18 protein-coding genes and 1 tRNA gene are annotated in these 23,628 nt (G+C 37.5%); all 19 read right to left on the bottom strand.

What is annotated here, in order from left to right:
• Positions 1-26 precede the first annotated feature (26 nt).
• A complete protein-coding gene (locus WMO38_RS00530) occupies positions 27-533 on the bottom strand; it encodes a hypothetical protein (protein ID WP_349160949.1) in 507 nt (168 codons plus the stop codon).
• Positions 534-710: 177 nt separating this feature from the next.
• Positions 711-1,307, bottom strand: coding sequence for a VanZ family protein (locus tag WMO38_RS00525; RefSeq protein ID WP_186836282.1), 597 nt, complete (start codon positions 1,305-1,307; stop codon positions 711-713).
• A 92-nt stretch (positions 1,308-1,399) separates the two neighbouring features.
• Positions 1,400-1,483, bottom strand: a tRNA-Leu gene (locus tag WMO38_RS00520).
• A 53-nt stretch (positions 1,484-1,536) separates the two neighbouring features.
• Positions 1,537-2,250 carry a P-II family nitrogen regulator gene (locus tag WMO38_RS00515; RefSeq protein ID WP_349160947.1) on the bottom strand — a complete coding sequence of 238 codons (714 nt, stop codon included), beginning with the start codon at positions 2,248-2,250 and terminating at the stop codon, positions 1,537-1,539.
• Between the two features lie 32 nt (positions 2,251-2,282).
• On the bottom strand, positions 2,283-3,806 hold the full coding sequence (locus WMO38_RS00510) for a DUF1538 domain-containing protein (RefSeq protein ID WP_349160945.1): 1,524 nt from the start codon (positions 3,804-3,806) through the stop codon (positions 2,283-2,285).
• Between the two features lie 41 nt (positions 3,807-3,847).
• On the bottom strand, positions 3,848-4,084 hold the full coding sequence (locus WMO38_RS00505) for an HPr family phosphocarrier protein (protein ID WP_021866419.1): 237 nt from the start codon (positions 4,082-4,084) through the stop codon (positions 3,848-3,850).
• Between the two features lie 151 nt (positions 4,085-4,235).
• Positions 4,236-5,834 (bottom strand): cardiolipin synthase, encoded by a 1,599-nt coding sequence (cls, locus tag WMO38_RS00500; RefSeq protein WP_349160944.1) that lies wholly within the window; start codon positions 5,832-5,834, stop codon positions 4,236-4,238.
• Between the two features lie 171 nt (positions 5,835-6,005).
• Entirely contained in the window at positions 6,006-7,490 is a 1,485-nt protein-coding gene (locus WMO38_RS00495; protein WP_186836285.1) for a glutamate synthase subunit beta, read from the bottom strand.
• A gap of 55 nt (positions 7,491-7,545) precedes the next feature.
• Positions 7,546-12,084 (bottom strand): glutamate synthase large subunit, encoded by a 4,539-nt coding sequence (gltB, locus tag WMO38_RS00490; protein ID WP_349160942.1) that lies wholly within the window; start codon positions 12,082-12,084, stop codon positions 7,546-7,548.
• Between the two features lie 439 nt (positions 12,085-12,523).
• A complete protein-coding gene (locus tag WMO38_RS00485; RefSeq protein WP_021866415.1) occupies positions 12,524-13,432 on the bottom strand; it encodes a diacylglycerol/lipid kinase family protein in 909 nt (302 codons plus the stop codon).
• Positions 13,433-13,452: 20 nt separating this feature from the next.
• A complete protein-coding gene (locus WMO38_RS00480; RefSeq protein ID WP_021866414.1) occupies positions 13,453-15,051 on the bottom strand; it encodes an MBL fold metallo-hydrolase RNA specificity domain-containing protein in 1,599 nt (532 codons plus the stop codon).
• A gap of 86 nt (positions 15,052-15,137) precedes the next feature.
• Complete coding sequence (locus WMO38_RS00475) at positions 15,138-15,695, bottom strand: manganese efflux pump MntP (protein ID WP_349160940.1); 558 nt, start codon at positions 15,693-15,695, stop codon at positions 15,138-15,140.
• A 249-nt stretch (positions 15,696-15,944) separates the two neighbouring features.
• On the bottom strand, positions 15,945-16,505 hold the full coding sequence (locus tag WMO38_RS00470) for a nitroreductase family protein (protein ID WP_021866412.1): 561 nt from the start codon (positions 16,503-16,505) through the stop codon (positions 15,945-15,947).
• Complete coding sequence (locus tag WMO38_RS00465; RefSeq protein WP_349160938.1) at positions 16,502-17,842, bottom strand: M18 family aminopeptidase; 1,341 nt, start codon at positions 17,840-17,842, stop codon at positions 16,502-16,504. Before WMO38_RS00465 ends, WMO38_RS00470 begins: the two co-directional genes overlap by 4 nt.
• A 12-nt stretch (positions 17,843-17,854) precedes the next feature.
• Positions 17,855-18,901 carry a PTS sugar transporter subunit IIC gene (locus tag WMO38_RS00460; protein WP_349160936.1) on the bottom strand — a complete coding sequence of 349 codons (1,047 nt, stop codon included), beginning with the start codon at positions 18,899-18,901 and terminating at the stop codon, positions 17,855-17,857.
• A 52-nt stretch (positions 18,902-18,953) separates the two neighbouring features.
• Positions 18,954-20,387 carry a GDSL-type esterase/lipase family protein gene (locus WMO38_RS00455; RefSeq protein WP_349160934.1) on the bottom strand — a complete coding sequence of 478 codons (1,434 nt, stop codon included), beginning with the start codon at positions 20,385-20,387 and terminating at the stop codon, positions 18,954-18,956.
• A gap of 66 nt (positions 20,388-20,453) precedes the next feature.
• Complete coding sequence (locus tag WMO38_RS00450; RefSeq protein ID WP_349160933.1) at positions 20,454-20,972, bottom strand: hypothetical protein; 519 nt, start codon at positions 20,970-20,972, stop codon at positions 20,454-20,456.
• Complete coding sequence (locus WMO38_RS00445; RefSeq protein WP_349160931.1) at positions 20,969-22,021, bottom strand: SGNH/GDSL hydrolase family protein; 1,053 nt, start codon at positions 22,019-22,021, stop codon at positions 20,969-20,971. The genes WMO38_RS00450 and WMO38_RS00445 overlap by 4 nt, the downstream gene beginning before the upstream one ends.
• Positions 22,022-22,033: 12 nt before the next feature.
• Complete coding sequence (locus WMO38_RS00440; RefSeq protein ID WP_349160929.1) at positions 22,034-23,593, bottom strand: MBOAT family O-acyltransferase; 1,560 nt, start codon at positions 23,591-23,593, stop codon at positions 22,034-22,036.
• Between the last annotated feature and the right edge of the window lie 35 nt (positions 23,594-23,628).

Raw genomic sequence — 23,628 nt, 5'->3', positions numbered from 1 at the left:
TTTTACGTTTATGCATAATTATTCAATTAAGCAACTTTCTTCTTGCTAACGAATGCACAAACAACTAATCCCATTGCTAATACAGCAACAACACCAACTGTAGCAGCTGTTGTGAAACCTGTATCCTTAACTACTTTAGCAGAAGGAGCAGCAACATATGACTTGCCATCCTTAACAGCTGTGATTGTGTTAGTTGATGCATCAAATGAAACTGTAGCACCAAGCTTAGCAGCTGCATCTTTGATATCTGCCATGATAGCTGACTTCTGGTCTGCTGTAAGAGAAGCGATATCCTTTACACCATTAGCTGTAGCTGTTGCAGCATCAATCTTAGCGATAACGTAAGCAGCATCTGCATCACTTACTGTGTTGTCTGCTAAGAACTGCTTTGCAGCGTTAACATACTCTGTAGCAACGCCTGCACTCTGAAGTTTGCTGATAATATCATCCTTAGAAGCTGCGAATGCTGAAATTGACATAGCAAATACGAGCATTAAAGATAATACTAAAGCTGAAATCTTTTTAATCTTCATGATAAAATCTCTCTTTCTTATGGTATTTTTTAGTTCTCTACTAAGATACCACCTTTAGAAAAATGTGTCAATAAAATCGTGAAAATATATCAAAATTGTTTTGATTTTTGTGCACTTCTGCCATATTCAGCACGTAAATAAGTGCTAATTTTACTAAACCTGTTAAGTAAAAAGTACCTAATATCTTCTGAAATTTCTGTGCGAATGTACGCTGTACATATTTCCCATCAATATTCTTATTACTCTTTTTATCATATATATAATTCCTGCAATCAAAGCCCACACAATCCAGCCTGCCAGTGCACCGGCCGTATTAGTAACAACATCATCGAGCTGGCTGTATCCTCTCTGTGTTATATATTGCACAACTTCAATCATAACCGAGAATATAAATCCTCCCATAACGCATACCGGCATCTTCCTGAACATTCTGAAAATGCATGGCATCATAAAGCCAAATGGAACAAATAATATTATATTTTCTATAAAAAAAGCATGTTCCTGAGCCGTATATCCCCATGTATACAGAAATGTCATATCAATTGCCCTTCTGCTTCCGGGTTCCCTTGAAAAGAATGTAATCCACAATAATGCTTCAATATAAAATATAAACAGACACCACAATACGAATTTTAATTTTTTATGCCATCTGAATATCGTATATATAAAACATGTAATAAGAACTGCTGCAATTATAAAATAAGGAAACATATCCGTCAGTTTCAATATATCTTTACATATATCCGTAATAATCTTCGAATAATCAACTGCCATATGCACCACCAATTCAATGTTATTTTTTAATATTTCCCATCCCGGTGATAAGAAAAAAGCCCCTTAACGGGACTTTCTCAAAACATTATTAATGCGGAAAATGGGACTTGAACCCACACGTGGATAATCCACACAAGAACCTGAATCTTGCTCGTCTGCCATTCCGACACTTCCGCAAATATACAACCGATGCCTGTTATTAACATCAAAGCACTCATAATATTGTATATTATGTATTATTATTTGTCAAGTGCATGCTTTCCTCTATTTCTTCCATAAGCCTCATACCTGCCGTATCTGTAACCGGTATTGAAAATACGATGCTTTTGGCTTTGCTCTCAAATCCCGCTTCATCCATTATTGCTCTCATAATATCATTTTTATTCTCTGTCTTTGTAACAATAAATATCATATCCTTTTCAGGAACAAGTGTAACTCCGAGAAATTTTTCTGCTTTTTTTGCACCGGTTCCCTTTGCATGAATAACTGTTCCTCCTGCCGCATGCACTTTCCTTGCCGCATCCATGACATCTTCAGAATATCCCTGATTTGCAATAACTACAACAAGTTCATACTTTGTCTCTTTCAATACAGATTCATCTCCCTTCACAAATTCCTGCCCGCATGTCAGATAGTTAAGTGTCTTCTTGCCCCCTATACTGCTTATCCGGATTGCAAATGCAATCCCAACTCCGGGAATGTCAATCTTCATTTCTTTTGAAAGCTTTCGCTTCACTTCACTCCACTTACCATCTGTCACAACATGAAATAATACACTTTTCTCACTGCCTTCAAGCCCAAAATAATCAAGTATTTCATTGGCGGCTGTTCCGCTGCCCGCTGCCGTCATGGATACTTCAAGTCCGGTATCTGTATAAAAATCCATAAACTTTTTTGTAAGATTACGATTGATAATAGTAACCATCAGATATAATTCACTCATATTTACACTCCGTCAATCTTATTTGTGCATTTCTAAAGTTCAATAATTGCATCTTCATCCATGGCTTCATAAGCATATACCGCTTCACCTTTAGACGTATGCTGTTTAATTTTGTATACAACGCCGAGAATCTGGATTGTAATAAGAGGCGTCATTGCAACCATTGCAACAACCCCGAATGCATCTTCAACAATATTGCCTCCGACAGCTGCACATGCCCCCTGTGCAAGTGGAAGAAGGAATGCTGCCGTCATCGGTCCCGATGCCACCCCTCCCGAGTCAAATGCAATTGCCGTAAAGATCTTTGGTATAAAAAATGATATCCCTATAGCCAGCACATATCCCGGTATCAGAAAATACATTATAGGAATCCCCCATAATACTCTCACCATAGCAAGTGCCACTGACAACGCAACGCCGACCGAAAGACTTATTCCCATTGCTTTCGCTGATATTGCACCATCTGTAATTTCTTCAACTTGATGATTAAGCACATATACCGCCGGTTCTGCTTTAACAATAAAATATCCAATCAACGCACCTATCGGGACAAGTATCCATTTATAATTAAGAGACGCAAGTACCTTTCCAAGATAATTACCCGCTGGCATAAATCCTACGTTTGCTCCTGTAAGAAAAAGTACAAGTCCTATATATGTATACAAAAGTCCTATCACGATTTTCAAGAGACTTCTGCCTGTAAGTTTCAATGAAACCAGCTGAAAAATTCCAAATACTATTATAATAGGGAGCATTGATATTGCTATCTCTTTTATATAAGATGGCATACCACTCCCAAAAAGATGCCATAATTCCACAGAATCAGCCACTTCCGGTACCACAGCAGCACTGTAACTGCTCTCAGCCGGTCTGTAAATCATGCCAAGTGTCATTACAGCAAGAACAGGTCCGATAGAGCATAACGCAACAAGTCCAAAACTGTCATCCGCTGCATGTTTATCATTTCTTATGGAAGCAATACCAATTCCCAATGCCATTATAAATGGTACCGTCATCGGTCCTGTTGTAACACCACCGGAATCAAACGCTACTGCCCTGAAGCTTTCAGGCACAAAAGCCATAAGAATAAATACTATAATGTAAAAGAATGCGAGCAATGGCGGAAGTGCAATTCCTATTAGCATACGAATAAGAGCTATCGCCAAAAAGACTCCTACTCCTGCCGCAACTGACAATATAAGTGTCATATTGGGAACGGATGGAACCTGAGAAGCCAAAACCTGTAAATCAGGTTCTGATATTGTAATTATCACGCCAAGTACAAATGACATGATAACAATGAATACTATTTTTTTACTTTTTGTCATACATGCACCGACTTTTTCTCCCATCGGCGTCATTGACATCTCCGCACCTAATGTAAAAAACATCATTCCAGCCATTACCATTACAGTTCCTACCAGAAAGCAAAGAAGTACACTCGGTGTAACCGGGGCGATTGTAAATCCCAAAATCAGAACAATTGCAACTATAGGCAGCACAGCTTTAAGTGCTTCTATAAATTTCTCACGAAGTTTCGCATTTAAAACCTTCAATAATTCACTCCTGTCTATTTATATACAATTTACATTTACAATTAATATTCCATAAATTCCTGGATATCTCTCAAAATATCTTCAAGTTCTGCTCCTTCATCCTGTATTGTAAGATGAAGAGGTTTACTGATATCAAGGCTGAATAAACCTACAATTGACTTAGCATCAACACAACTGTGTTCAGACTCAATATCAAACGAGCAAGAATACTTGCTTATTACACTAACAAATCTCTGCACCTTTTCAACTGAATCCAACATTACTGTCACTGTAAACATATTCATCCTCCTCCAGGTACCATAAGAACTTTTATCCTTTAAATATGTACCTTCTGTTTTTTACTTTAGTTTGTGATAATCCGATAATACTACATTTAAAAATTAAAAACAACCGAAACGCCTTAAATTTCACGCAAAATTGTAAAATATATTACATAAGCGGTGCAAGCAGTCTTAATATCTGTCCTATTAGTTTTTTATGCCACGGATATTTTTTACAATCTTCTTCTGTAATCTTCTGACATTTTTCAAGTGTTTTCTGATAATCATTTTCGATATCTGTCACAACATCATTTTTATAAATATATGCTCCGCACTCAAAATGAAGATATAAACTTCTGAAATCAAGATTAACAGTTCCAACAGTCGCACGGCAGTCATCACTTATGAATTCCTTTGCATGGACAAATCCAGGTGTGTATTCATATATATTAACGCCATGTTTTATAAGTTCCGGATAATATGTTCTTGCCAGAAGATATGCATAAACCTTATCAGGGATATGCGGCATGATTATAGTTGTCTCAACGCCCCTTGCTGCACAATATCTCAAAGCGGCAATCATCTCATCATCCAATATAAGATATGGTGTCATAATATGAACATATCGCTGTGCCCTGTTTAATATGTCAATGTATACACGTTTTCCTATTCTCTCAGATGAAAATGGGCTGTCACCATATGGAATGACATATCCATTACTGCGGATAAGTTCATTTTTCAAATCAAAATCATTCAGACATTCATCCTTATCAAAATTAATAATATAATTATCAATTTCTTCCTGTTCAATTCTGTCCTTCTTACCGGCTACATTCCACATTTTCAAAAACATGTACGTGAAACTTTTTACAGCATCGCCTTTTACCATAACTGCTGTATCTTTCCAATGTCCGAATCTGTCAAGTTTATCAATATACTCATCAGCCAGATTAATTCCGCCTGTAAACGCAGTCTTGCCGTCAACTATAAGTATTTTTCTGTGGTCACGGTTATTCTGTACTGTAGAAAGGACCGGCTTTATCTGTGAAAACGGTCTTGATTTTATTCCCATATTTTCAAGTTCTTTGTAATATCCATATGGAAGCAATGCAAGCGAGCACATTCCATCATACATAAAACGGACTTCTACACCCTGTGACGCCTTTAACTTTAATATATCAAGAATGCTTCTCCACATATAGCTGTCAGTCACTATGAAATATTCCATAAAAATAAACTTTTCTGCAGCCATGAGCTGCTTTTTCATCTCTTCAAACTTGAACTCGCCAAGCGGAAAGAACTCAATATCATTATCATAATATGCCGGAAAGTCACCGGCATTATGTAAATAAGAAGCCAGCCCTCGTTCTCCATGCAGCTCACTTTCAAGCTTTTCAAGCACTGCATCACTTGTTTTGGCTTTCTCATGCAGCTGTTTATCAATCGATGCAAGTCTAGACCTCATAATCTTAGTGCCAAGCTGCAGATTAACAAATACATATATCATGGTTCCGAATATAGGTATTATAAGCACCGGTATAATCCATGCCATCTTAAAAGCCGAATTGGTATCCTCATTAAAAATATGTATGACAACAAACATACCAAGAAGTACAAATAATAAATGTATAAGCACAGAATATCTGTACAGCCAGTTGATAAGTATGAAGAAAAATGCAAACTGCATAAGAATTGCAATTATTACAAATGCTGTACGTCCAAAAAGAACTCTTGTTATTTTTTTTAGTTTCTGTGTCGATTTCTTCATATTCAATACCTCTTGCACTATAACTCTCTATCTGACTAATTGCTCTGATTAATATTTATAATATCATTTTTTCTATTTTATTTCCACTCCCCAGCAGATTTTTATATTATTAATCCAAAAATGCCGCCACTTTTTATCAAAGCGGCAGCATCTGTTTTGTTATATTAATTTTTAAAGATTTGTATATCCCATCAGATATTTATCTACTTCTCTTGCACAATCACGGCCCTGACGGATAGCCTTTACAACAAGAGACTGACCTGTATGGCAGTCTCCGGCAGTAAATACGCCGGCTGCATTTGTTGCAAACTTTCCTTCTTCTGTCTTGATATTTGTACGTTCAGTAAGTTCAACACCAAATGCATCCGTGACATATTTCTGTGTTCCAAGAAATCCAGCGGCAATAAGAACAAGCTCACAAGGAAGTTCCTTCTCTGTTCCCTCTACAGGAACCATCATTCTTCTTCCAGTTTTCTCGTCAACTTTGGACTCGAGGCTTATAACAACAACTTTCTCAAGATTTCCTTTTTTATCTTTCTTGAATTCTTTTACTGTTGTTGTATAAATTCGTGGATCATGTCCAAATACCGCTATTGCCTCTTCCTGACCGTAATCAGTCTTGCATACAAGCGGCCACTGTGGCCATGGATTACTCTCTCTTCTTGTATCAGGTGCCTTAGGCATCATCTCAAGCTGTGTAACTGATTTGCAGCCATGTCTTATACATGTTCCGACACAGTCATTGCCTGTATCACCGCCACCTATTACAATAACATTTTTATCTTTTGCTGATATAAATTTGCCATCGCTCAAATCAGAATCGAGAAGGCTCTTTGTAGTTGCTTTAAGAAAATCTACGGCAAAATAAATTCCATTGGCATCCCTTCCCGGAGCATTGATATCTCTTGGATTAGAAGCTCCGCATGCAAGTACAACTGCATCATACTCATCAACAAGCTTTTTTGCCTTTATTTTTTCTCCGACATTTGCTTCTGTTACGAACTCAATTCCTTCAGCTTTCATAACTTCAAGTTTTCTGTCTATAATATGTTTTTCAAGCTTCATATTAGGAATGCCATATCTTAAAAGTCCGCCGATTCTGTCAGCCCTTTCAAATACTGTAACATTATGTCCTCTCGTATTTAGCTGGTCTGCAACTGCAAGTCCGGCAGGACCTGAACCTACAACCGCTATTCTTTTGCCGGTTCTTACCTTTGGAGGCTTTGGACCTGCCCATCCATTAGCATAGGCATGTTCAATAATAGCCATTTCATTTTCTTTCGTGCAGACTGCATCACCATTAAGACCACATGTACATGCTTTCTCACAGAGTGCAGGACACACGCGGCTTGTAAATTCAGGGAAATTACTTGTCTTATGAAGCCTGTTATATGCCTGCTCCCAGTTTCCTGTGTATACAAGGTCATTCCATTCAGGAATAAGATTGTTTAAAGGACATCCTGACGTCATTCCTTTAATATTCATTCCTGACTGGCAGAACGGAACACCGCAGTCCATGCATCTTGCACTCTGACATCTCTGCTCTGCCTCTGAAAGTGGTGTATGAAACTCATTAAAATTCTTTATTCTCTCCTTTGGCGAAACAGCTTTTGCTTCTTTTCGCTCATATTCTAAAAATCCTGTTGGCTTTCCCATACGTATCTCCTTTCCATCAAACGAACCGATGTGATGTGTGCCTCGGCTATGCACATCACTTTGTAGCCGCATAAAATGCTTCTATCTGAGCCTGCTCACTGCTAAGTCCTTTTTCTTCCATCTGGACTATTGTATTTAACATCTTCTTATAATCGTGAGGTATGATTCTCTTGAACTTTGGAAGGTATTCACCAAAATTATCAAGAACTTCTTTGCCTTTCTTTGAATTTGTATATGCAACATGTTCTGTAATCAAATCTTTTAATTCAAGTACATCATACTTATCTGTTACAGGTTCAATTGATACAAGCTGTTTATTCATTCTCTTATAAAGGCTTGTATCTTCATCAAGAACGTATGCGATACCGCCGCTCATACCTGCTGCAAAGTTCTTTCCTGTTCTGCCAAGTACAACCACACGGCCGCCTGTCATGTATTCACATCCATGGTCACCACACCCCTCTACAACCGCTGTAGCACCTGAATTTCTTACGCAGAAACGCTCTCCGGCAACACCATTGATAAATGCTTTACCGCTTGTAGCTCCATAAAGTGCAACATTACCTATGATGATATTTTCATCTTCTTTATAAGCACATCCTGTAGGCGGATATACAATAAGTTTACCGCCTGAAAGGCCTTTTCCGAAGTAATCGTTGCTGTCGCCGACAAGTTCAAGCGTAAGTCCCTTAGGTATGAATGCACCAAAGCTCTGTCCGCCGGCACCATTACATTTTACTGTAAATGTATCTTCATCAAGTGTCTCACCAAATCTTCTTGTAATCTCAGCACCGAGAAGAGTACCGACTGCACGGTCTGTATTAGTTACATCTACCTCAACACTTCTCTTCTGTTTTTCATCAAGTGCCGTTGCAAATTTCTTCAAGAGAACTTTCTCATCAACTGTCTTTTCAAGCTGGAAATCATATACATTTTTCTTATCGTAATGAATCTTTGCAGCTTCCTTAATATATGGATTATCAAGAATCTGTGAAAGATCAACATTCTTTGAACGTCCGCTGCCAGGAACATCTCTCTGTTCGAGTAAATCTGTTCTTCCGACAAGTTCATCAACTGTCTTCACACCAAGTTTTGCCATGTATTCACGAAGTTCTTCTGCTATAAATCTCATAAAGTTGACAACGTATTCAGGTTTTCCTGTAAATCTCTTACGAAGTTCAGGATTCTGTGTTGCAACACCTACAGGACATGTATCAAGATTACATACTCTCATCATTACACAACCCATTGTTACAAGCGGTGCTGTTGCAAAACCAAATTCTTCAGCACCAAGCATAGCTGCAATCGCAACATCACGGCCACTCATAAGCTTACCATCTGTCTCAATAATTACCTTATTACGAAGTCCGTTCATAGTAAGTGTCTGATGTGCCTCTGCAAGTCCGAGTTCCCATGGAAGTCCGGCATTGTGGATAGAACTTCTCGGAGCCGCACCTGTACCGCCGTCATAACCTGATATAAGAATTACCTGTGCACCTGCTTTTGCAACACCAGAAGCAACTGTACCAACGCCTGCCTCTGATACAAGCTTAACTGAAATACGTGCATTTTTGTTCGCATTTTTCAAATCATATATAAGCTGTGCCAAGTCCTCGATAGAGTAAATATCGTGATGTGGTGGAGGTGAAATAAGTGATACACCCGGTGTTGAAAGACGTGTCTTTGCAATCCATGGATATACCTTCTTTCCAGGTAAATGGCCGCCTTCACCAGGCTTTGCACCCTGTGCCATCTTAATCTGAATTTCCTGTGCACTTACAAGATACTTAGATGTTACACCGAAACGTCCTGACGCAACCTGCTTGATTGCTGAACATCTGTTTAATCCGTCAGGTCCTACAGTAAGTCTGTCCTCATCTTCACCGCCCTCGCCTGAATTTGACTTGCCGTGAAGCATATTCATTGCAATTGCCATTGTCTCATGTGCTTCTTTTGAAATAGAACCGTAAGACATAGCACCTGTCTTAAATCTTCTTACAATCGAATCAACACTTTCAACTTCATCAATATTAATTCCTTTCTTAGGAAATCTGATGTCCATAAGTCCACGAAGATTCATGGCACCTGTATCTTTATTTACAAGCTTTGTATATTCCTTGAAAATCTTATAATCACCTGTTCTTGTTGCAAGCTGTAAAAGGTGAATTGTCTGCGGATTGTAAAGATGCTCTTCTTTTCCGCTTCTTAACTTATGTGCACCATTGCTGTCAAGTGTTGTATCAGTAGGAAGTCCCAATGGGTCAAATGCCTTAGAATGAAGTGTTTCAACATCCTCCTGGATATCTTTAAGGCTTATACCTTCAATTCTGCTCACTGTACCCTTGAAATATTTATTAATAACATCTGAATCAATACCTATTGCCTCAAAAATCTTAGCACCCTGATATGACTGTATTGTTGAAATACCCATCTTTGCAGCAATTTTAACAATTCCACCAAGTATCGCATTGTTATAATCATCTACAGCAGCATAATAATCTTTATCAAGCATATTAAGGTCTATTAATTCCTGAATGCTCTCCTGTGCAAGATATGGATTAATTGCTGATGCACCATATCCTAACAGTGTTGCAAAATGATGGACATCTCTTGGCTCACCGCTCTCAAGAATAACAGCCATTGCAGTTCTTTTCTTTGTCTGTACAAGGTACTGCTGAAGTGCAGATACAGCAAGAAGCGAAGGAATTGCAACATGATTTTCGTCAACACCGCGGTCAGAAAGAATTATAATATTTGCACCCTCTCTGTGTGCTCTGTCAACCTCTACAAAGAGATGGTCAATTGCTTTTTCAAGAGATGTATTCTTATAATAAATAATAGGAATTGTCTCTACCTTAAATCCGTCAACCTTCATATTTTTAATCTTCAAAAGGTCTGTATTTGTAAGGATTGGGTCATTAATCTTTAACTGTTTACAGTTTTCTGCTTTTTCTTCAAGAACATTTCCATCTGTTCCGAGATAAACAGTTGTTGATGTTACGACTTTTTCACGGATTGAATCTATAGGTGGATTTGTTACCTGTGCAAAAAGCTGTTTAAAATAATTAAATAATGGCTGATGTTTATTAGAAAGCACTGCAAGCGGTGTATCAATACCCATCGCACCAATTGACTCTGAACCGTTAAGTGCCATAGGAAGAATAGATGTCTTCAAATCTTCATATGTATATCCGAATGCTTTCTGGAGTCTTGCTCTCTCTTCCTTTGTATGCATTGGCACTTTCTGATTTGGAATCTTTAAATCATGAAGCTGTACAAGGTTGTTATCAAGCCATTCGCCATAAGGCTGCTTTGTTGCATATTTTTCTTTTAACTCATCATCATCTATAAGTTCGCCCTTTACTGTATCAACAAGAAGCATTTTACCAGGTCTTAATCTGTCCTTTACCTTGATTCTGCTCTCAGCAATCGGAAGGACTCCGACTTCTGAAGAAAGAATAAGATAACCGTCATTAGTTACATAATAGCGGGAAGGACGAAGGCCATTACGGTCAAGAACCGCACCCATTATATCACCATCAGAGAAAAGAATTGATGCAGGTCCATCCCATGGTTCCATCATAGTTGCATAATACTGATAAAAATCTTTCTTTTCCTGTGCCATTGCTTTGTTATTGCTCCATGGTTCAGGAATTGTAATCATTACAGCAAGAGGAAGCGGCATGCCATTCATAACAAGGAATTCCAGTGTGTTATCAAGCATAGCTGAATCCGAACCATTGGTATTTACAACAGGTGTAATCTTTGCCATCTCTGATTCAAGATATTCTGAATACATTGTCTCTTCTCTTGAAAGCATTCTGTCTGCATTACCCTTAATTGTGTTAATTTCACCATTATGAACAATAAATCTGTTAGGATGAGCACGTTCCCAGCTAGGATTTGTATTAGTAGAGAATCTTGAATGGACAATTGCGATTGCTGATTCATAATCTGCATCCTCCAAATCACCAAAGAACTGACGGAGCTGTCCTACAAGGAACATACCCTTGTATACAATAGTTCTGCTTGAAAGTGAAACTACATATGTATCTTCATTAGTCTGTTCAAAAACACGTCTTGCGACATACAGTTTTCTGTCAAAATCTATTCCCTTAGCCACATCTGCCGGTTTCTTCACAAAAGCCTGCATAATGTAAGGCATACAATCCACTGCTTTCTTACCAAGTATCTGAGGATAAGTAGGCACTTCTCTCCAGCCTAAGAATTCAAGACCTTCTTTTTCAACAATGATTTCAAACATTTTTTTAGCCTGATTTCTCTTCAGTTCATCCTGTGGAAAGAAAAACATACCAACGCCATATTCTCTCTCATCACCAATCTGGATTCCAAGTGGTTTTACCGCTTTCTTGAAAAACTTGTGTGAAATCTGAAGAAGAATACCAACACCATCACCTGTCTTTCCCTCTGCATCTTTTCCGGCTCTGTGTTCCAGATTCTCAACAATACTTAATGCATCTGAAACTGTCTGGTGTGTCTTAATTCCCTTGATGCTTACAACGGCACCGATACCGCAGTTATCATGTTCAAAGCTCGGACTGTACAGTCCCGGCTGTCTGCTCTGTTTTTCCATAAGTCGTTATCATCCTTTCGCAATGGTTTTTTCTTGTCCTATAATATACGCTATTTTTATATGCGTGTAAATATCTTTTTTTAAACATTTATCTGATTATTTGTCATTTCGCTTAATTTTATTATATTATCTGTAATTTTACTTATTTTTCTTAGTATTTATTACAGTTTAGATGTAATTTTATTAGTTTTTCACGAAATCAATTTAAATTTTATTTTTCATAATTTATATTATACATGTATCAATCATTAAATTGTGTCTGAATTGTTCATATCTTTTTTACTGTTTGTTTTGCAAATCGCTTGTTTTTTGTCCGATATTATGTTTGAATCTAAAAAATAAAGGCTGATTCGCAAAATTTTATTTTAAAATTCAGCGAACCAGCCTAAAATTATAAACTAATTTCTATTTTTTCTTAAATTTATAAAGTTATACACATCTAACTTTTCTTCTTTTTTCCTCTGACAATGAAATCCACTGCTTTGGGCATTACATCAAATACTGTCTTTTTAAGCGAACCCCCAAACTCTCCATCAAGAGTCCATGCTATTTCATTTGGAGATTCAAATTCAACATGATTGGTCTTAAATGAACATACCATATCCGACTCATCAAACTTCTGTGTCATAAAAGCATTGACAAGCTGCTGCAGGTCCATAGGATTCTTTATTTCACGTATGAGTGTCACTTCAAACAGACCATCCTGCAAATCAGTAGAACCACCTACAAGAAACTTCATGCCACCGACTGATTTTGTATTACTTACCATTCCATATACAAAGTTTCCTTCAACATTCTTTATATCGCTTTTTACTCTTACATAACATGGCTTTAATGTCATAAACTGCTTAGCAGCTTCAATTATATATGCCTGATGTCCAAGTACATTTTTCAGTTGCTGCGGAGTATTATATGAAACCTCTGTAAAAGCCCCGAATGCAGCAACATAATTAAAACTTCTCTGTCCATCAACCATTCCTATATCACAGTTGAATGTTCTTCCTTTTACAATAACCTTAGCTGCTTCAATCATATCTTTGGGAATTCCGAGACTCCTGGCAAAATCGTTAGTTGTACCGCTTGGAATATATCCTATAGGAATTCTTTCATCAAGATGCAATACCGCACCGACAGTCTCATTAAGCGTTCCATCGCCACCGCTGCACACTATGACATCATGTGACAAGCCATTTTCTATAATATAATTATATCCATCCATGGCAGCTTTTGTAGGATATACCGTAACATCATATCCGCCTTCTGAAAATATCTGTACTATCTGCATAAGTTTATTCTTTAATTGTGCCTTACCCGAATTGGGATTAAATACAAATAATAACTTCTTCATAAACTCTCCTGTGCTTATTATCATCTGTCCCACTTATCACACAAAGCATTTATCTGGTCAGCAAATTTTGCAAGATCCTTATTTGCCCCTCCTTCATTGTGGGTTATAACAGTCATAAGTCTCTGTCCGGCTGCAACAAGTCTTGCAAATACGCCCTGATTACGCTTAACAACTGTCCTTCTTGACTTCTTCTGTTCATTACCATGTGAAATCTCAACATTACCGGCAAGATCATAAACAGCTCCGGTGTAAGGTGCAAGTGTATCATATCCGTACGCATCGTGAAGTAATGCCGCAAAACTATCACATACTGAATCTTCACCATGAACTATAAATACCTTCTGTGGCTTCTTTTCAAATGAATTAATCCACTTTACCAGACCTTCCCTGTCTGCGTGTCCGCTTGTTCCAGGAAGCTGTGCAATCTCAGCACTTACCTGTATCGGTTCACCAAAAAGCTTAATTTCTTTGGCTCCCTCAACAATAGCACGGCCTGTTGTTCCGACTGCCTGATATCCCACAAAAAGTATCGTACACTCCGGTCTCCAAAGGTTATGTTTCAGATGATGCCTTACACGTCCGGCCTCGCACATACCTGATGCAGATATAATTACTTTTGGCTTATTATCAAAATTAATCATCTTTGAGGCTTCACTTGTTGTGGCAAACTTCAACCCTTCAAATACAAGCGGGTTGATTCCTGCATCTATAAATTTCATTGCTTCTTCATCAAAACATTCATGTGTATTTTTACCAAATATGTTAGTAGATTCAATTGCCAGCGGACTGTCAAGATATACATCAAATGGTCTGTCAATAAGCTTCTTTTCTTTAATTTCGCGTATAAAATATAAAAGTTCCTGTGTTCTTCCGACTGCAAATGAAGGAATTACAACATTACCTCCACGTTCAAATGTTCTTGTAAACACCTTTACAAGTTCTGCCGCATAATCAGGCGTTCCACCATGGCTTCTGTCGCCATATGTAGATTCCATAACAACATAATCTGCATCTTTTATATATTCCGGGTCTTTTATAATAGGCTTATTAACATTACCTATATCTCCCGAAAATACAATTTTCTTTGAAATGCCATCTTCATCAATCCAGACTTCAATACTTGCTGAACCAAGAAGATGTCCGGCATCTATAAATCTTATTGTAATTCCGTCGCATAAATCAATCTTTTCTGAATATGGACAGCCAACAAACTGTTTCATAACATTAACAGCCGCATCCATATCATACAGCGGCACGAATTCTTTCAACGTCCCGTTGGAACGTTTTGCTTTACGGTTACGCCATTCAGCCTCAAATTCCTGAATATGAGCACTGTCTTTAAGCATTATCTCACACAAATCCACAGTTGGTCTTGTTGTGTAAACTTTGCCTCTGAATCCATTTGTATACAAAAGCGGAATCAATCCGGAATGGTCAATATGTGCATGTGTAAGCAATACATAATCAACTTCCGATGCCGGGATTGGCAGTTCCTGATTCTCATAAACATCATTCCCCTGTTCCATACCGCAGTCAACAAGTATATTCACACCACACGCCTGAAGAAAATGACAGCTTCCTGTTACTTCATGGTCAGCACCTAAAAAATTAAGTCTCATAACTATCCCTCTTTTCAGTTTATATTTTTAACGTATATTTATAATACAATTTTATGATAAACAGGGATAATTTTCAACTAAAATTCCTATAAAATTCTTAATCCGTCGAAAAGAATTTTAATACCTATGAGAATAAGTATAATCCCACCGCATATCTCTGCTTTGGACTTATATTTTTCACCGAAAACACTTCCAATTTTTACACCTGCTGACGAACAGACAAATGTGACACATCCGATAAATATTACAGCATATATTATATTAACCTGAAGAAATGCAAACGTAACGCCTACCGCAAGTGCATCTATACTTGTTGCTATTGCAAGCAGAAACATTGATGCCGGATTCATATTGGCATCTAATCTTTCTTCTTCGCCAAATGCTTCTCTCACCATATTAGCACCGATAATCACAAGAAGAATAAATGCTATCCAATGCGAATATTTAGTTATTTTATCAGCAAAAAAGCTGCCAAGGAAATAACCTATAAGAGGCATAAGTGCCTGAAAACCACCAAACCATGCACCTGCAATGCACATATGCTTAGGCTTTATCTTTCCAAGTGACAACCCCTTACAGACTGAAACAGCAAAAGCATCCATTGACAAACCAACTGCCAGAATAAACAATTCAATTAAACTCATATTAATCTCCATTTCTTTTTGTAATTTTTATATATTTTCCTCGCCGGCATAACAAAAAAGAGACTCCGGACAGCTTTGTATTAAAAGCTATCCACGAGTCTCATCATTTACAGTAATACCGGGTATTAAACCATTATGTCGATATAACTACACAACTTATGTTATGCCGATTACTCCCTCAGGGAATTAATTACGTCTCTAAATAATATCATTAATGATAAAATATATCAAGTAGATTTTCAGATATTTTTATAATATCAAATCATCAAGTTTAATCTTAGGAACATGGTGTACCTGATTCGCATCCCTGTAATATTTTATATCTCCTCCATCCGGAATATCCTCAAGCACAACTTCTTCTTTCGGATATCCAAGTGCGATGCAGTAATCAATCTTCATATCATCCGAAAGACCAATAACACCAGCCAGCTTTGCCCTGTTGACATTGCCAAGAAAACATCCGCCCATTCCTTTTTCAACTGCTGCCAGAAGAATTGTCTGTCCGATAATTCCCTCATCACATTCCGCTTTTGCATTTTTATCTGTAGCCATAATTATGTATGCCGATGGTCTTTCCCCTTTAACAGGTCCTGCCCAATCCTTTAAATATCCTGCCCAGCCAAGACATTCAAATACTTTTTCATTCATTACCTCATCACATACAAGTTTATATCTTACCGGCTGTCTGTTAGCTGCTGACGGCGTATTTCTTCCTGTATCGACAAGTTCTTTAAGTTCATCTTCTGTTATCTTTTTATTTTCATAAAATCTTCTGTATGAACGGTTTTTCTTTGCAAGTTCCTTTATCATATCTGTGTTTCCTTTCCATAAAATTCTTTTACAAACTCACTCATATAAATTGTATCATATGCTCCTGATGTCTCATATGAAGAATGCATTGCAAGCTGTGCAATACCTATATCTGCCGCCTTTACTGACAAATTAGCCATTACAAGATTTCCAAGTGTGGAACCTCCGGCAACATCTGAATTATTATAATATGTCTGATATGGAATATCTGCTTTCTTACAAATCTGTTTTACAAATGCACCTGTGAATGCATCTGTTGTATATTTCTGTCCACCGTGATACTTAATTACAACTCCACCATTCATATCCGGTCTGTGGACAACATCCGCTTTTTCAGAATAATTTGGATGCATGGCATGTGCATTATCTGCACTTAGCATAAAACTTTTTGAAAGCATACGGTTAAATCCGCTTCCTGTAATATCTTTAACTGATGCGAGTTCTCTTAAAACGACAGGCAGAAAATCAGAGCTTGCCCCCTGTCTTGAAAGACTTCCTACTTCTTCATTATCAAAGGCAGCATATACTTTTATATACTCATCTCTCTCCGGTTTATCCTGACATCTGGTCTGTATAAAGCCTGTCATAGTGCTGTAAACACATTGAAGGTCATCTATTCTCGGTGCTGATATCAAAGAGGCATTCTCACCCATAATACAACCTTCCTGAGTATTATACAAATATAAATCCGTTCCTAGAATGTCACTCTGCTTTATTCCAAACTCTTTTCGTATCAGTTCATATAAACCTTTGTCTGCTGCAACCGGCTGCATTTCTTTCTGCACAGATATACCCGTCTTTGAAGCATCATTTCCTCTTGTCATGTGTATTGCCAGTGACGGAATTATAAAAGACGGCTCAGATATATTGACAAGTATACTGTCCAATATGCCATCAACGTCACATACTATTCTTCCGGCAGCACCAAGAGGTCTGTCAAACCATGACTGTGTAATCATTCCACCATATTTTTCCACATCAAGTTTTAAACATGTATCACTATTTCCGTATTCACCATTATCTTTGAATTTAAACATCGGTGAGTCAGTGTGTGAACATACAATTTTAAATCCTTTCGGGCTTTTGCATGCCGGTACACGGAAAGCAATAATTGATGAGTCATTTCTTATAACATACCCCTTATATTCTCCATCATGGCTTCCAAATGCATCATCCTTGTTCCAGAAGCCGTATTCCCACTCTTCTTTCTGGACAAAACCTGCTTCATCAAATATTTTCTTCAATGTATTTACTGTCTGGTATGATGTTGGACATTCTTTTATAAATCCAAGAAATTTTCTATTTTCTTCAAATGACTGCTCTTTCGTTATCTTCATATATATTTTCCTTTACAACCTTAAAAGCATATCTCCGTCTTTTATCCATTTCATCTTTCTCATCCACTCTGAAACAGCAAGTGTTATAAGTGCAGGAAGGACAAAATGCATAAGTATGATTTCTATTGCAGCAACAGGAACTGACATTGTCTGTGTCATTGACTGCCATGCCATAATCTGTCCCACAAATCCGGCTGAACCCATACCAGAACCTGTCGGAGTGCTTGTCATTCTAAGAATTGCACTTGATACAGGTCCAAGTATCGCACTTGACACGATTGGCGGTATCCAGATAAGCGGTTTTTTTACAATATTAGGAACCTGAAGCATTGATGTTCCGATTCCCTGTGCAATAAGACCACCCATTTTATTTTCCCTGTAACTTGCAACCGCAAATCCAACCATCTGACAACAGCATCCAATTGTCGCTGCTCCGGCGGCAACACCTGTTATTCCCATGGAAACACCTATTGCCGCTGAACTTATAGGAAGAGTAAGAATCATTCCCATAAGAACCGATATAAGTATTCCGCCAATTACCGGATGCTGTTCGACATTAATATTAACAAGATTACCGAGCCACATCATAAATGCTGATATCGGTGGTCCGATTACATATCCAACTGCTGCTCCCGATGCTATACACGCAAATGGTGTCACAATAATATCAACTTTTGTTTTTCCCGATACAAGTCTTCCAATTTCAATCGCAACATATGCCGCAACAAATGCACCAAGTGGCTCGCCAGGCTTTCCAAGTGCAAATGCAGACATTGAATTTACTGTCGGAAATGCTCCTATCATGCCGGAAACAGCTGCTGCTATCGTAACAAGAGGACTTGAGCCAAGCTTAACTGCAACTCCAACGCCGATGCCGGCACCTGTAAGTGTTTTGGCAACATTGGCAGCACCATTGATATAGCTTCCTATGTCACCACCAATAAACGTTCCGATTTGTGCGATTATCGTTCCAATAATCAATGTTGAAAACAATCCAAGTGCCATTCCACCAAGACCGTCAATGAATATTCTGTTCAAAATTTTCTTTATTTTTTCCATTTTTCTCCTCACATATCCCATCGGCAGACCTGTAAATATTTGCCTGATTATCTTACTTTATATCTAATCTGACATCAGAAAATGTCACATCTGCATTTCTTGCCGCAAACATACAAAGATATACATTTTCAGGGTCTAACGCGGTAAGTTTGAAATCAAATCCACCTGTAATTGTTGTCTCATCTCCAAATGTACACGCATATCCGTCAGATGTACTTTCTATCGACACTTTTACTGTCTCACCCGGTTTATAACCTCTTGTACATGTGCCTCCATATACAAGTTTTCCGCTCTTTCTTGCAAAACAATTCACAGGTGCATTTTCGTGCGTTAAAAGAAGAGGTGCAGCTGCAACATAATCTCCCAATATATCAGGTGTTACTTTGTCAATATACATGTCATCTCTTACCATAAGTCCAAACGATACCTGGTCATTCAGGAAATAATTGTTTATTTTCATTGAAGCTGAAAATATAAAATCATCTTTTACAGGTACTTTTGTATAGTATACTGCTATACCATCAGATACAGCTGATATTTTTCCCGCATTTCCACAGACTGCAATATGGAAACTGTTATCAGAAAGAGCTTCCAGCGTAAATGTGTCTTTTGTCGGCATATCCATAATATCTCCAAATACTGATGGTTTCCATATTCCTGATTTTTCCCATATTTTACTGTCACTAAGATTTGAATCAAAAACAGTAGGTTTATAAGTTTCAGATGGTTTAAAATACTTTTTCTTTGAAGGCATCGGAGCATCATTTTCAAGTCCTGTAATATGGTTTGAAAGCCCCTCAACACCGATATTTTTTATCTCTGAAAGGCAAAGATATGCATTAACTCTTGCTCCCCACACATTTGTATGTGTGTTATCAACACTTATTGCCTTATCTGACGGCCACGCATGAAGATATAGTGTTTCATCTGCACCAAGCCTGTCATACATTTCTTTTGTCATCATAGTCATATCGACAAGTGCAATGTTAAGTTGCCTTGCAAGGTCCCTTATCGCTTTCGTGTAATCTCCACCCTTATATTCACCTACAGGTGCAGTTACATGAAGCATCTGTCCGTTCCATTTTCCGTCAGGACTTCTCCTTACTATCGGTGTGCAGAGAATCGGTATGCAGCCTGCCTCCTGAGCCTTTTTGATATAATTATTATAAAGTGAAAAAGCAAATGTTCCCTGTGTAAGGTAATCACCCTCACCCTGTGTGTATCTGTCATTTTCAGTCTTTTCATCATTATGTCCGAATCCTATAATCAGATAATCATCTTTTTTCATTCCTGAAAGTAATGTCTGATATTCAGGTTCTGTTGTATAACTCTTGCTGCTTCTTCCTGAAAGTGCAATATTTTTAACTATAATTTCATCATCAAGATATTCCTGAAGCTTTGTACCGTAACCATATCTTGGCAAATAATACTTATCCTCAAAGCTGCTAAGTGTCGAATCTCCGACAACCCATAAATTTTTACTCATAGATATCACCTCTATATTTTTTCAAAAGGCGAAACACTTTTTAATGTTCCGCCTTTCATAAAATAATTATTTTACTGAATATACAATGCTTGTTACTGCGTTATCCTTTATTGCAAAACTAAGAACCATATTTCCGGATTCATACTTAATCTGTCCGTTTTCTTCCTTATATGAAGAACCATAAGCAGATGTTACTTTATCCTTTGAATCACCAATCTTGATTCCTTCTTTTGTCTTTACTGTATCATCCATAAATGTTACTGAATATACAACATCTACGCCATTTTTCTGATATCCCTGAAGTGTAAAGCTGTCATAATACCAAAACTTGTCCATTCCATCAAATGCACAGCTCTTAGCTTCATAATAACCACCCTTTGGATCGCCAAGCTTTGATGTAATATCTTCAATTTTTTCATCTATTGCAATATTAACACCATTTGTAGTGAACACATAACCTGTGGATGTATTCTGGCTCTGCTGCTGTGTTGTGCTGCCATTGTCTGATCCTTTAGAACCGCCGCAGGCTGTAAGGCCTACGCATAAAATCATTAATCCTGCTGCTATTAAACTTCTCTTTCTCATTGTGAACCTCCATTTAAGCTGTTATTCCATGCTTCCTGTTTTTTTGTCTTGAGGCTGTTGTAATCCGATACAATTGTGTTCCACTGTAATGCAGTTTCACTCTCGCCTCTGTGATCAGTAAGCCTGTATTGGTCTTTTAAAATATTTCCAAGATAAACCGCTGTCTTTTCCGCTCCGTCAACATTGAGATGCTGACCGTAGTCGAATGTATCCGTTGTATAATCCAGTCCTATTTCATCTGCCTTATCGACCATGTTTAAGTATAACAGATTATTTTCATTTGCATAGTCCTGAATCTGACTTTCCCATTCATCATACCAGTGTGGGAAAATACTCGGTGCTTTTATAAGAACAAGTTTTATACCCTTTTCATTGCATAAATCTTTAATCTTATCAAGATATTCGTAATTTCTGTCTGAAAATGTATAATTGGCAAGCGGCGAAACCTTCGGAACTGTAGTCACCGGACGTACACCAACCTGCATAAGATAACCGTTGCTTGTGACTTTAGGTTTGTTAAACATATATTTTATATCATCAGATGACAATTCACTCCATCTTGAATGATAACGCAAAAGCGGAAAAATGTAACTCCCCATCGTCTCTTTTTCTGTCATTGATTCTTTTATTGAATTCCACTTTGACTTTGACCAACGCATTCCATCAAGTGTCATTCTGTTATACGCTTCACTCTTCGCATCAGCTTCAGACATCGCAAGCATACTGAGAACAACGACCTTTGGTGTCTCATGTTTTAATGTATCTTCAAGCAGGTAATATGACTGCCATATAAGCTGCTCAGAGCTTCCTCTTATGTAACTTGTAATTCCATACTCTTCCCACATCTTGACTGTTGAAATATTTTCATACACTTCACAGTCACCAAGAATAAGCACATCATTATTTTTTTCACTCTTATAATATTCTGCTATCATAGAGCCTTCAGGTATATCATTAACATACTTCGGTGTAAGAAGCAGTGTCAGAAGATAAAGGCATACAACCGGTATCAGGACGACTGCTATTACACGTATAATTTTCTTTCCCATAAATACGTCCTCCTAAAACTGATTATAAATAAACTGACTTGATTCATATCCTATTCCATACACACCAAACACTGCTATTCCAAGGAATAACGCAAGGAATATAGTAAATCTTAATGCAAAGCTTTTCTTTGAAAGACGTTCTCTTACAGATTCTTCACGTCCTGCAAAGCTTACAATATACATAATTATAACACCTGCAAGTAAAAGAATATAATCCGGCAAAGAAAGTCCTATATTAAACATTCCACTGCCAAAAACACTTGCGTAATTAGCTGTTGTAAACATTGATATAAACTGTCTGAACGCATCTGCTATATTCCTGTGATAATCAAGCATCTGGAGCACACAGACAATAGCTGTTGTTCTTATAATCTCAAATACTTTATATGCTGTATGCTTTTTAAGATGAAGCTTTCCGTCAACTTTTGCATATACAGGTTCAAGTTCCTGTGATGCAAGCATTATTATGCCGTTTAAAAGACCCCATACAATAAAGTTCCAGCTTGCACCATGCCACATACCTGTAACAAACCATACAACTATTGTTGCTGTATATATAGGAAATCTCTGTCCTATTCCTGTTGAAACATGCTTTTTAAGCCACTTTGAAGCTTTGTTCATCTTCTTTGACATGGAAATCGGATAGAATACATAATCCTTAAACCATGCACAAAGTGTAATATGCCATCTTCTCCAATATTCTGCAAGACTCTTTGAGAAAAATGGCTGTCTGAAGTTCTCCGGAAGTCTTATTCCAAAAAGTTCAGCGATACCTATTGTTATATCAATACCACCTGTAAAATCCGCATAAAGCTCAACAGCATATATTAACATTCCAAGAAATGCATATGCTCCTGTATATTTTGAAAAATCACTTGTAATTGTCGCAAGACCGATTGCAGCCCTGTCCGCAATTACCATTTTTTTGAAGTAACCCCAGATGATTCTCTGGATTCCCGACTCAAATCTCTCCCACGAAAATGAGTGTTCCTCAAACAACGTCTCTTTTAAATCTTTCCAGCGGCTGATAGGTCCCTGCATAAGCTGCGGGAAGAATGAAACAAATAAAGTAAATTTAAAAATATTGTTTTCTGCTTCTGTAACGCCTCTGTATACATCAATTATATATCCCATTGACTGAAATGTGTAAAATGAGATACCCATCGGCAATATGAAATTAACCGGCTTTAATGATGTAAAACTGATAAAAAGATTAGTATACTTTAATACCGCAAGAATTCCAAAGTTAAAAAGTATACATAAAACCATCCACATTCTCTGGTTCTTTTTTGTTTTTGCCTTATAAGCCTTCTTCTGCTCTTTTGTCATAAGGTCTTTTAATTTTTCCATCGCAAGCTTCTGTCTGTCAGAAGCCTTTTCTATCATTCGTGAGCAAAAATATGTTGAAATAATTGTGGCAATCATAAATATCGCACCACGCACTCCTGCCTGAAGATAAAAACAGACATTCGCACACAGAAGCATTATCCACTGCCACTTTTTAGGCACAATGTAATACATGAGGAGTACTGCAGCCACAAATATCACAAAACTAACAGATGTAAATAACATATATTCTCCATTCCTATCATTTTCTTTTTAATGTG

The organism is Lachnospira hominis (ex Hitch et al. 2025), assembly GCF_040096395.1.
In the GTDB taxonomy this organism is placed as follows: domain Bacteria; phylum Bacillota; class Clostridia; order Lachnospirales; family Lachnospiraceae; genus Lachnospira; species Lachnospira hominis.
Note: the sequence above shows the minus strand (reverse complement) of the source record. Positions and strands in the feature narration are given on the sequence as shown.

What these genes read in the sequence shown, in the direction of transcription:
- WMO38_RS00485 (WP_021866415.1), bottom strand. Translation starts at nt 13,432, where the DNA reads ATGAAGAAGTTATTATTTGTATTTAATCCCAATTCGGGTAAGGCACAA.
- WMO38_RS00475 (WP_349160940.1), bottom strand. Translation starts at nt 15,695, where the DNA reads ATGAGTTTAATTGAATTGTTTATTCTGGCAGTTGGTTTGTCAATGGAT.
- WMO38_RS00530 (WP_349160949.1), bottom strand. Translation starts at nt 533, where the DNA reads ATGAAGATTAAAAAGATTTCAGCTTTAGTATTATCTTTAATGCTCGTA.
- WMO38_RS00465 (WP_349160938.1), bottom strand. Translation starts at nt 17,842, where the DNA reads ATGAAGATAACGAAAGAGCAGTCATTTGAAGAAAATAGAAAATTTCTT.
- WMO38_RS00505 (WP_021866419.1), bottom strand. Translation starts at nt 4,084, where the DNA reads ATGTTTACAGTGACAGTAATGTTGGATTCAGTTGAAAAGGTGCAGAGA.
- cls (WP_349160944.1), bottom strand. Translation starts at nt 5,834, where the DNA reads ATGAAGAAATCGACACAGAAACTAAAAAAAATAACAAGAGTTCTTTTT.
- WMO38_RS00470 (WP_021866412.1), bottom strand. Translation starts at nt 16,505, where the DNA reads ATGATAAAGGAACTTGCAAAGAAAAACCGTTCATACAGAAGATTTTAT.
- WMO38_RS00515 (WP_349160947.1), bottom strand. Translation starts at nt 2,250, where the DNA reads ATGAGTGAATTATATCTGATGGTTACTATTATCAATCGTAATCTTACA.
- WMO38_RS00460 (WP_349160936.1), bottom strand. Translation starts at nt 18,901, where the DNA reads ATGGAAAAAATAAAGAAAATTTTGAACAGAATATTCATTGACGGTCTT.
- WMO38_RS00445 (WP_349160931.1), bottom strand. Translation starts at nt 22,021, where the DNA reads ATGGGAAAGAAAATTATACGTGTAATAGCAGTCGTCCTGATACCGGTT.
- WMO38_RS00440 (WP_349160929.1), bottom strand. Translation starts at nt 23,593, where the DNA reads ATGTTATTTACATCTGTTAGTTTTGTGATATTTGTGGCTGCAGTACTC.
- WMO38_RS00455 (WP_349160934.1), bottom strand. Translation starts at nt 20,387, where the DNA reads ATGAGTAAAAATTTATGGGTTGTCGGAGATTCGACACTTAGCAGCTTT.
- WMO38_RS00450 (WP_349160933.1), bottom strand. Translation starts at nt 20,972, where the DNA reads ATGAGAAAGAGAAGTTTAATAGCAGCAGGATTAATGATTTTATGCGTA.
- WMO38_RS00525 (WP_186836282.1), bottom strand. Translation starts at nt 1,307, where the DNA reads ATGGCAGTTGATTATTCGAAGATTATTACGGATATATGTAAAGATATA.
- WMO38_RS00480 (WP_021866414.1), bottom strand. Translation starts at nt 15,051, where the DNA reads ATGAGACTTAATTTTTTAGGTGCTGACCATGAAGTAACAGGAAGCTGT.
- gltB (WP_349160942.1), bottom strand. Translation starts at nt 12,084, where the DNA reads ATGGAAAAACAGAGCAGACAGCCGGGACTGTACAGTCCGAGCTTTGAA.
- WMO38_RS00495 (WP_186836285.1), bottom strand. Translation starts at nt 7,490, where the DNA reads ATGGGAAAGCCAACAGGATTTTTAGAATATGAGCGAAAAGAAGCAAAA.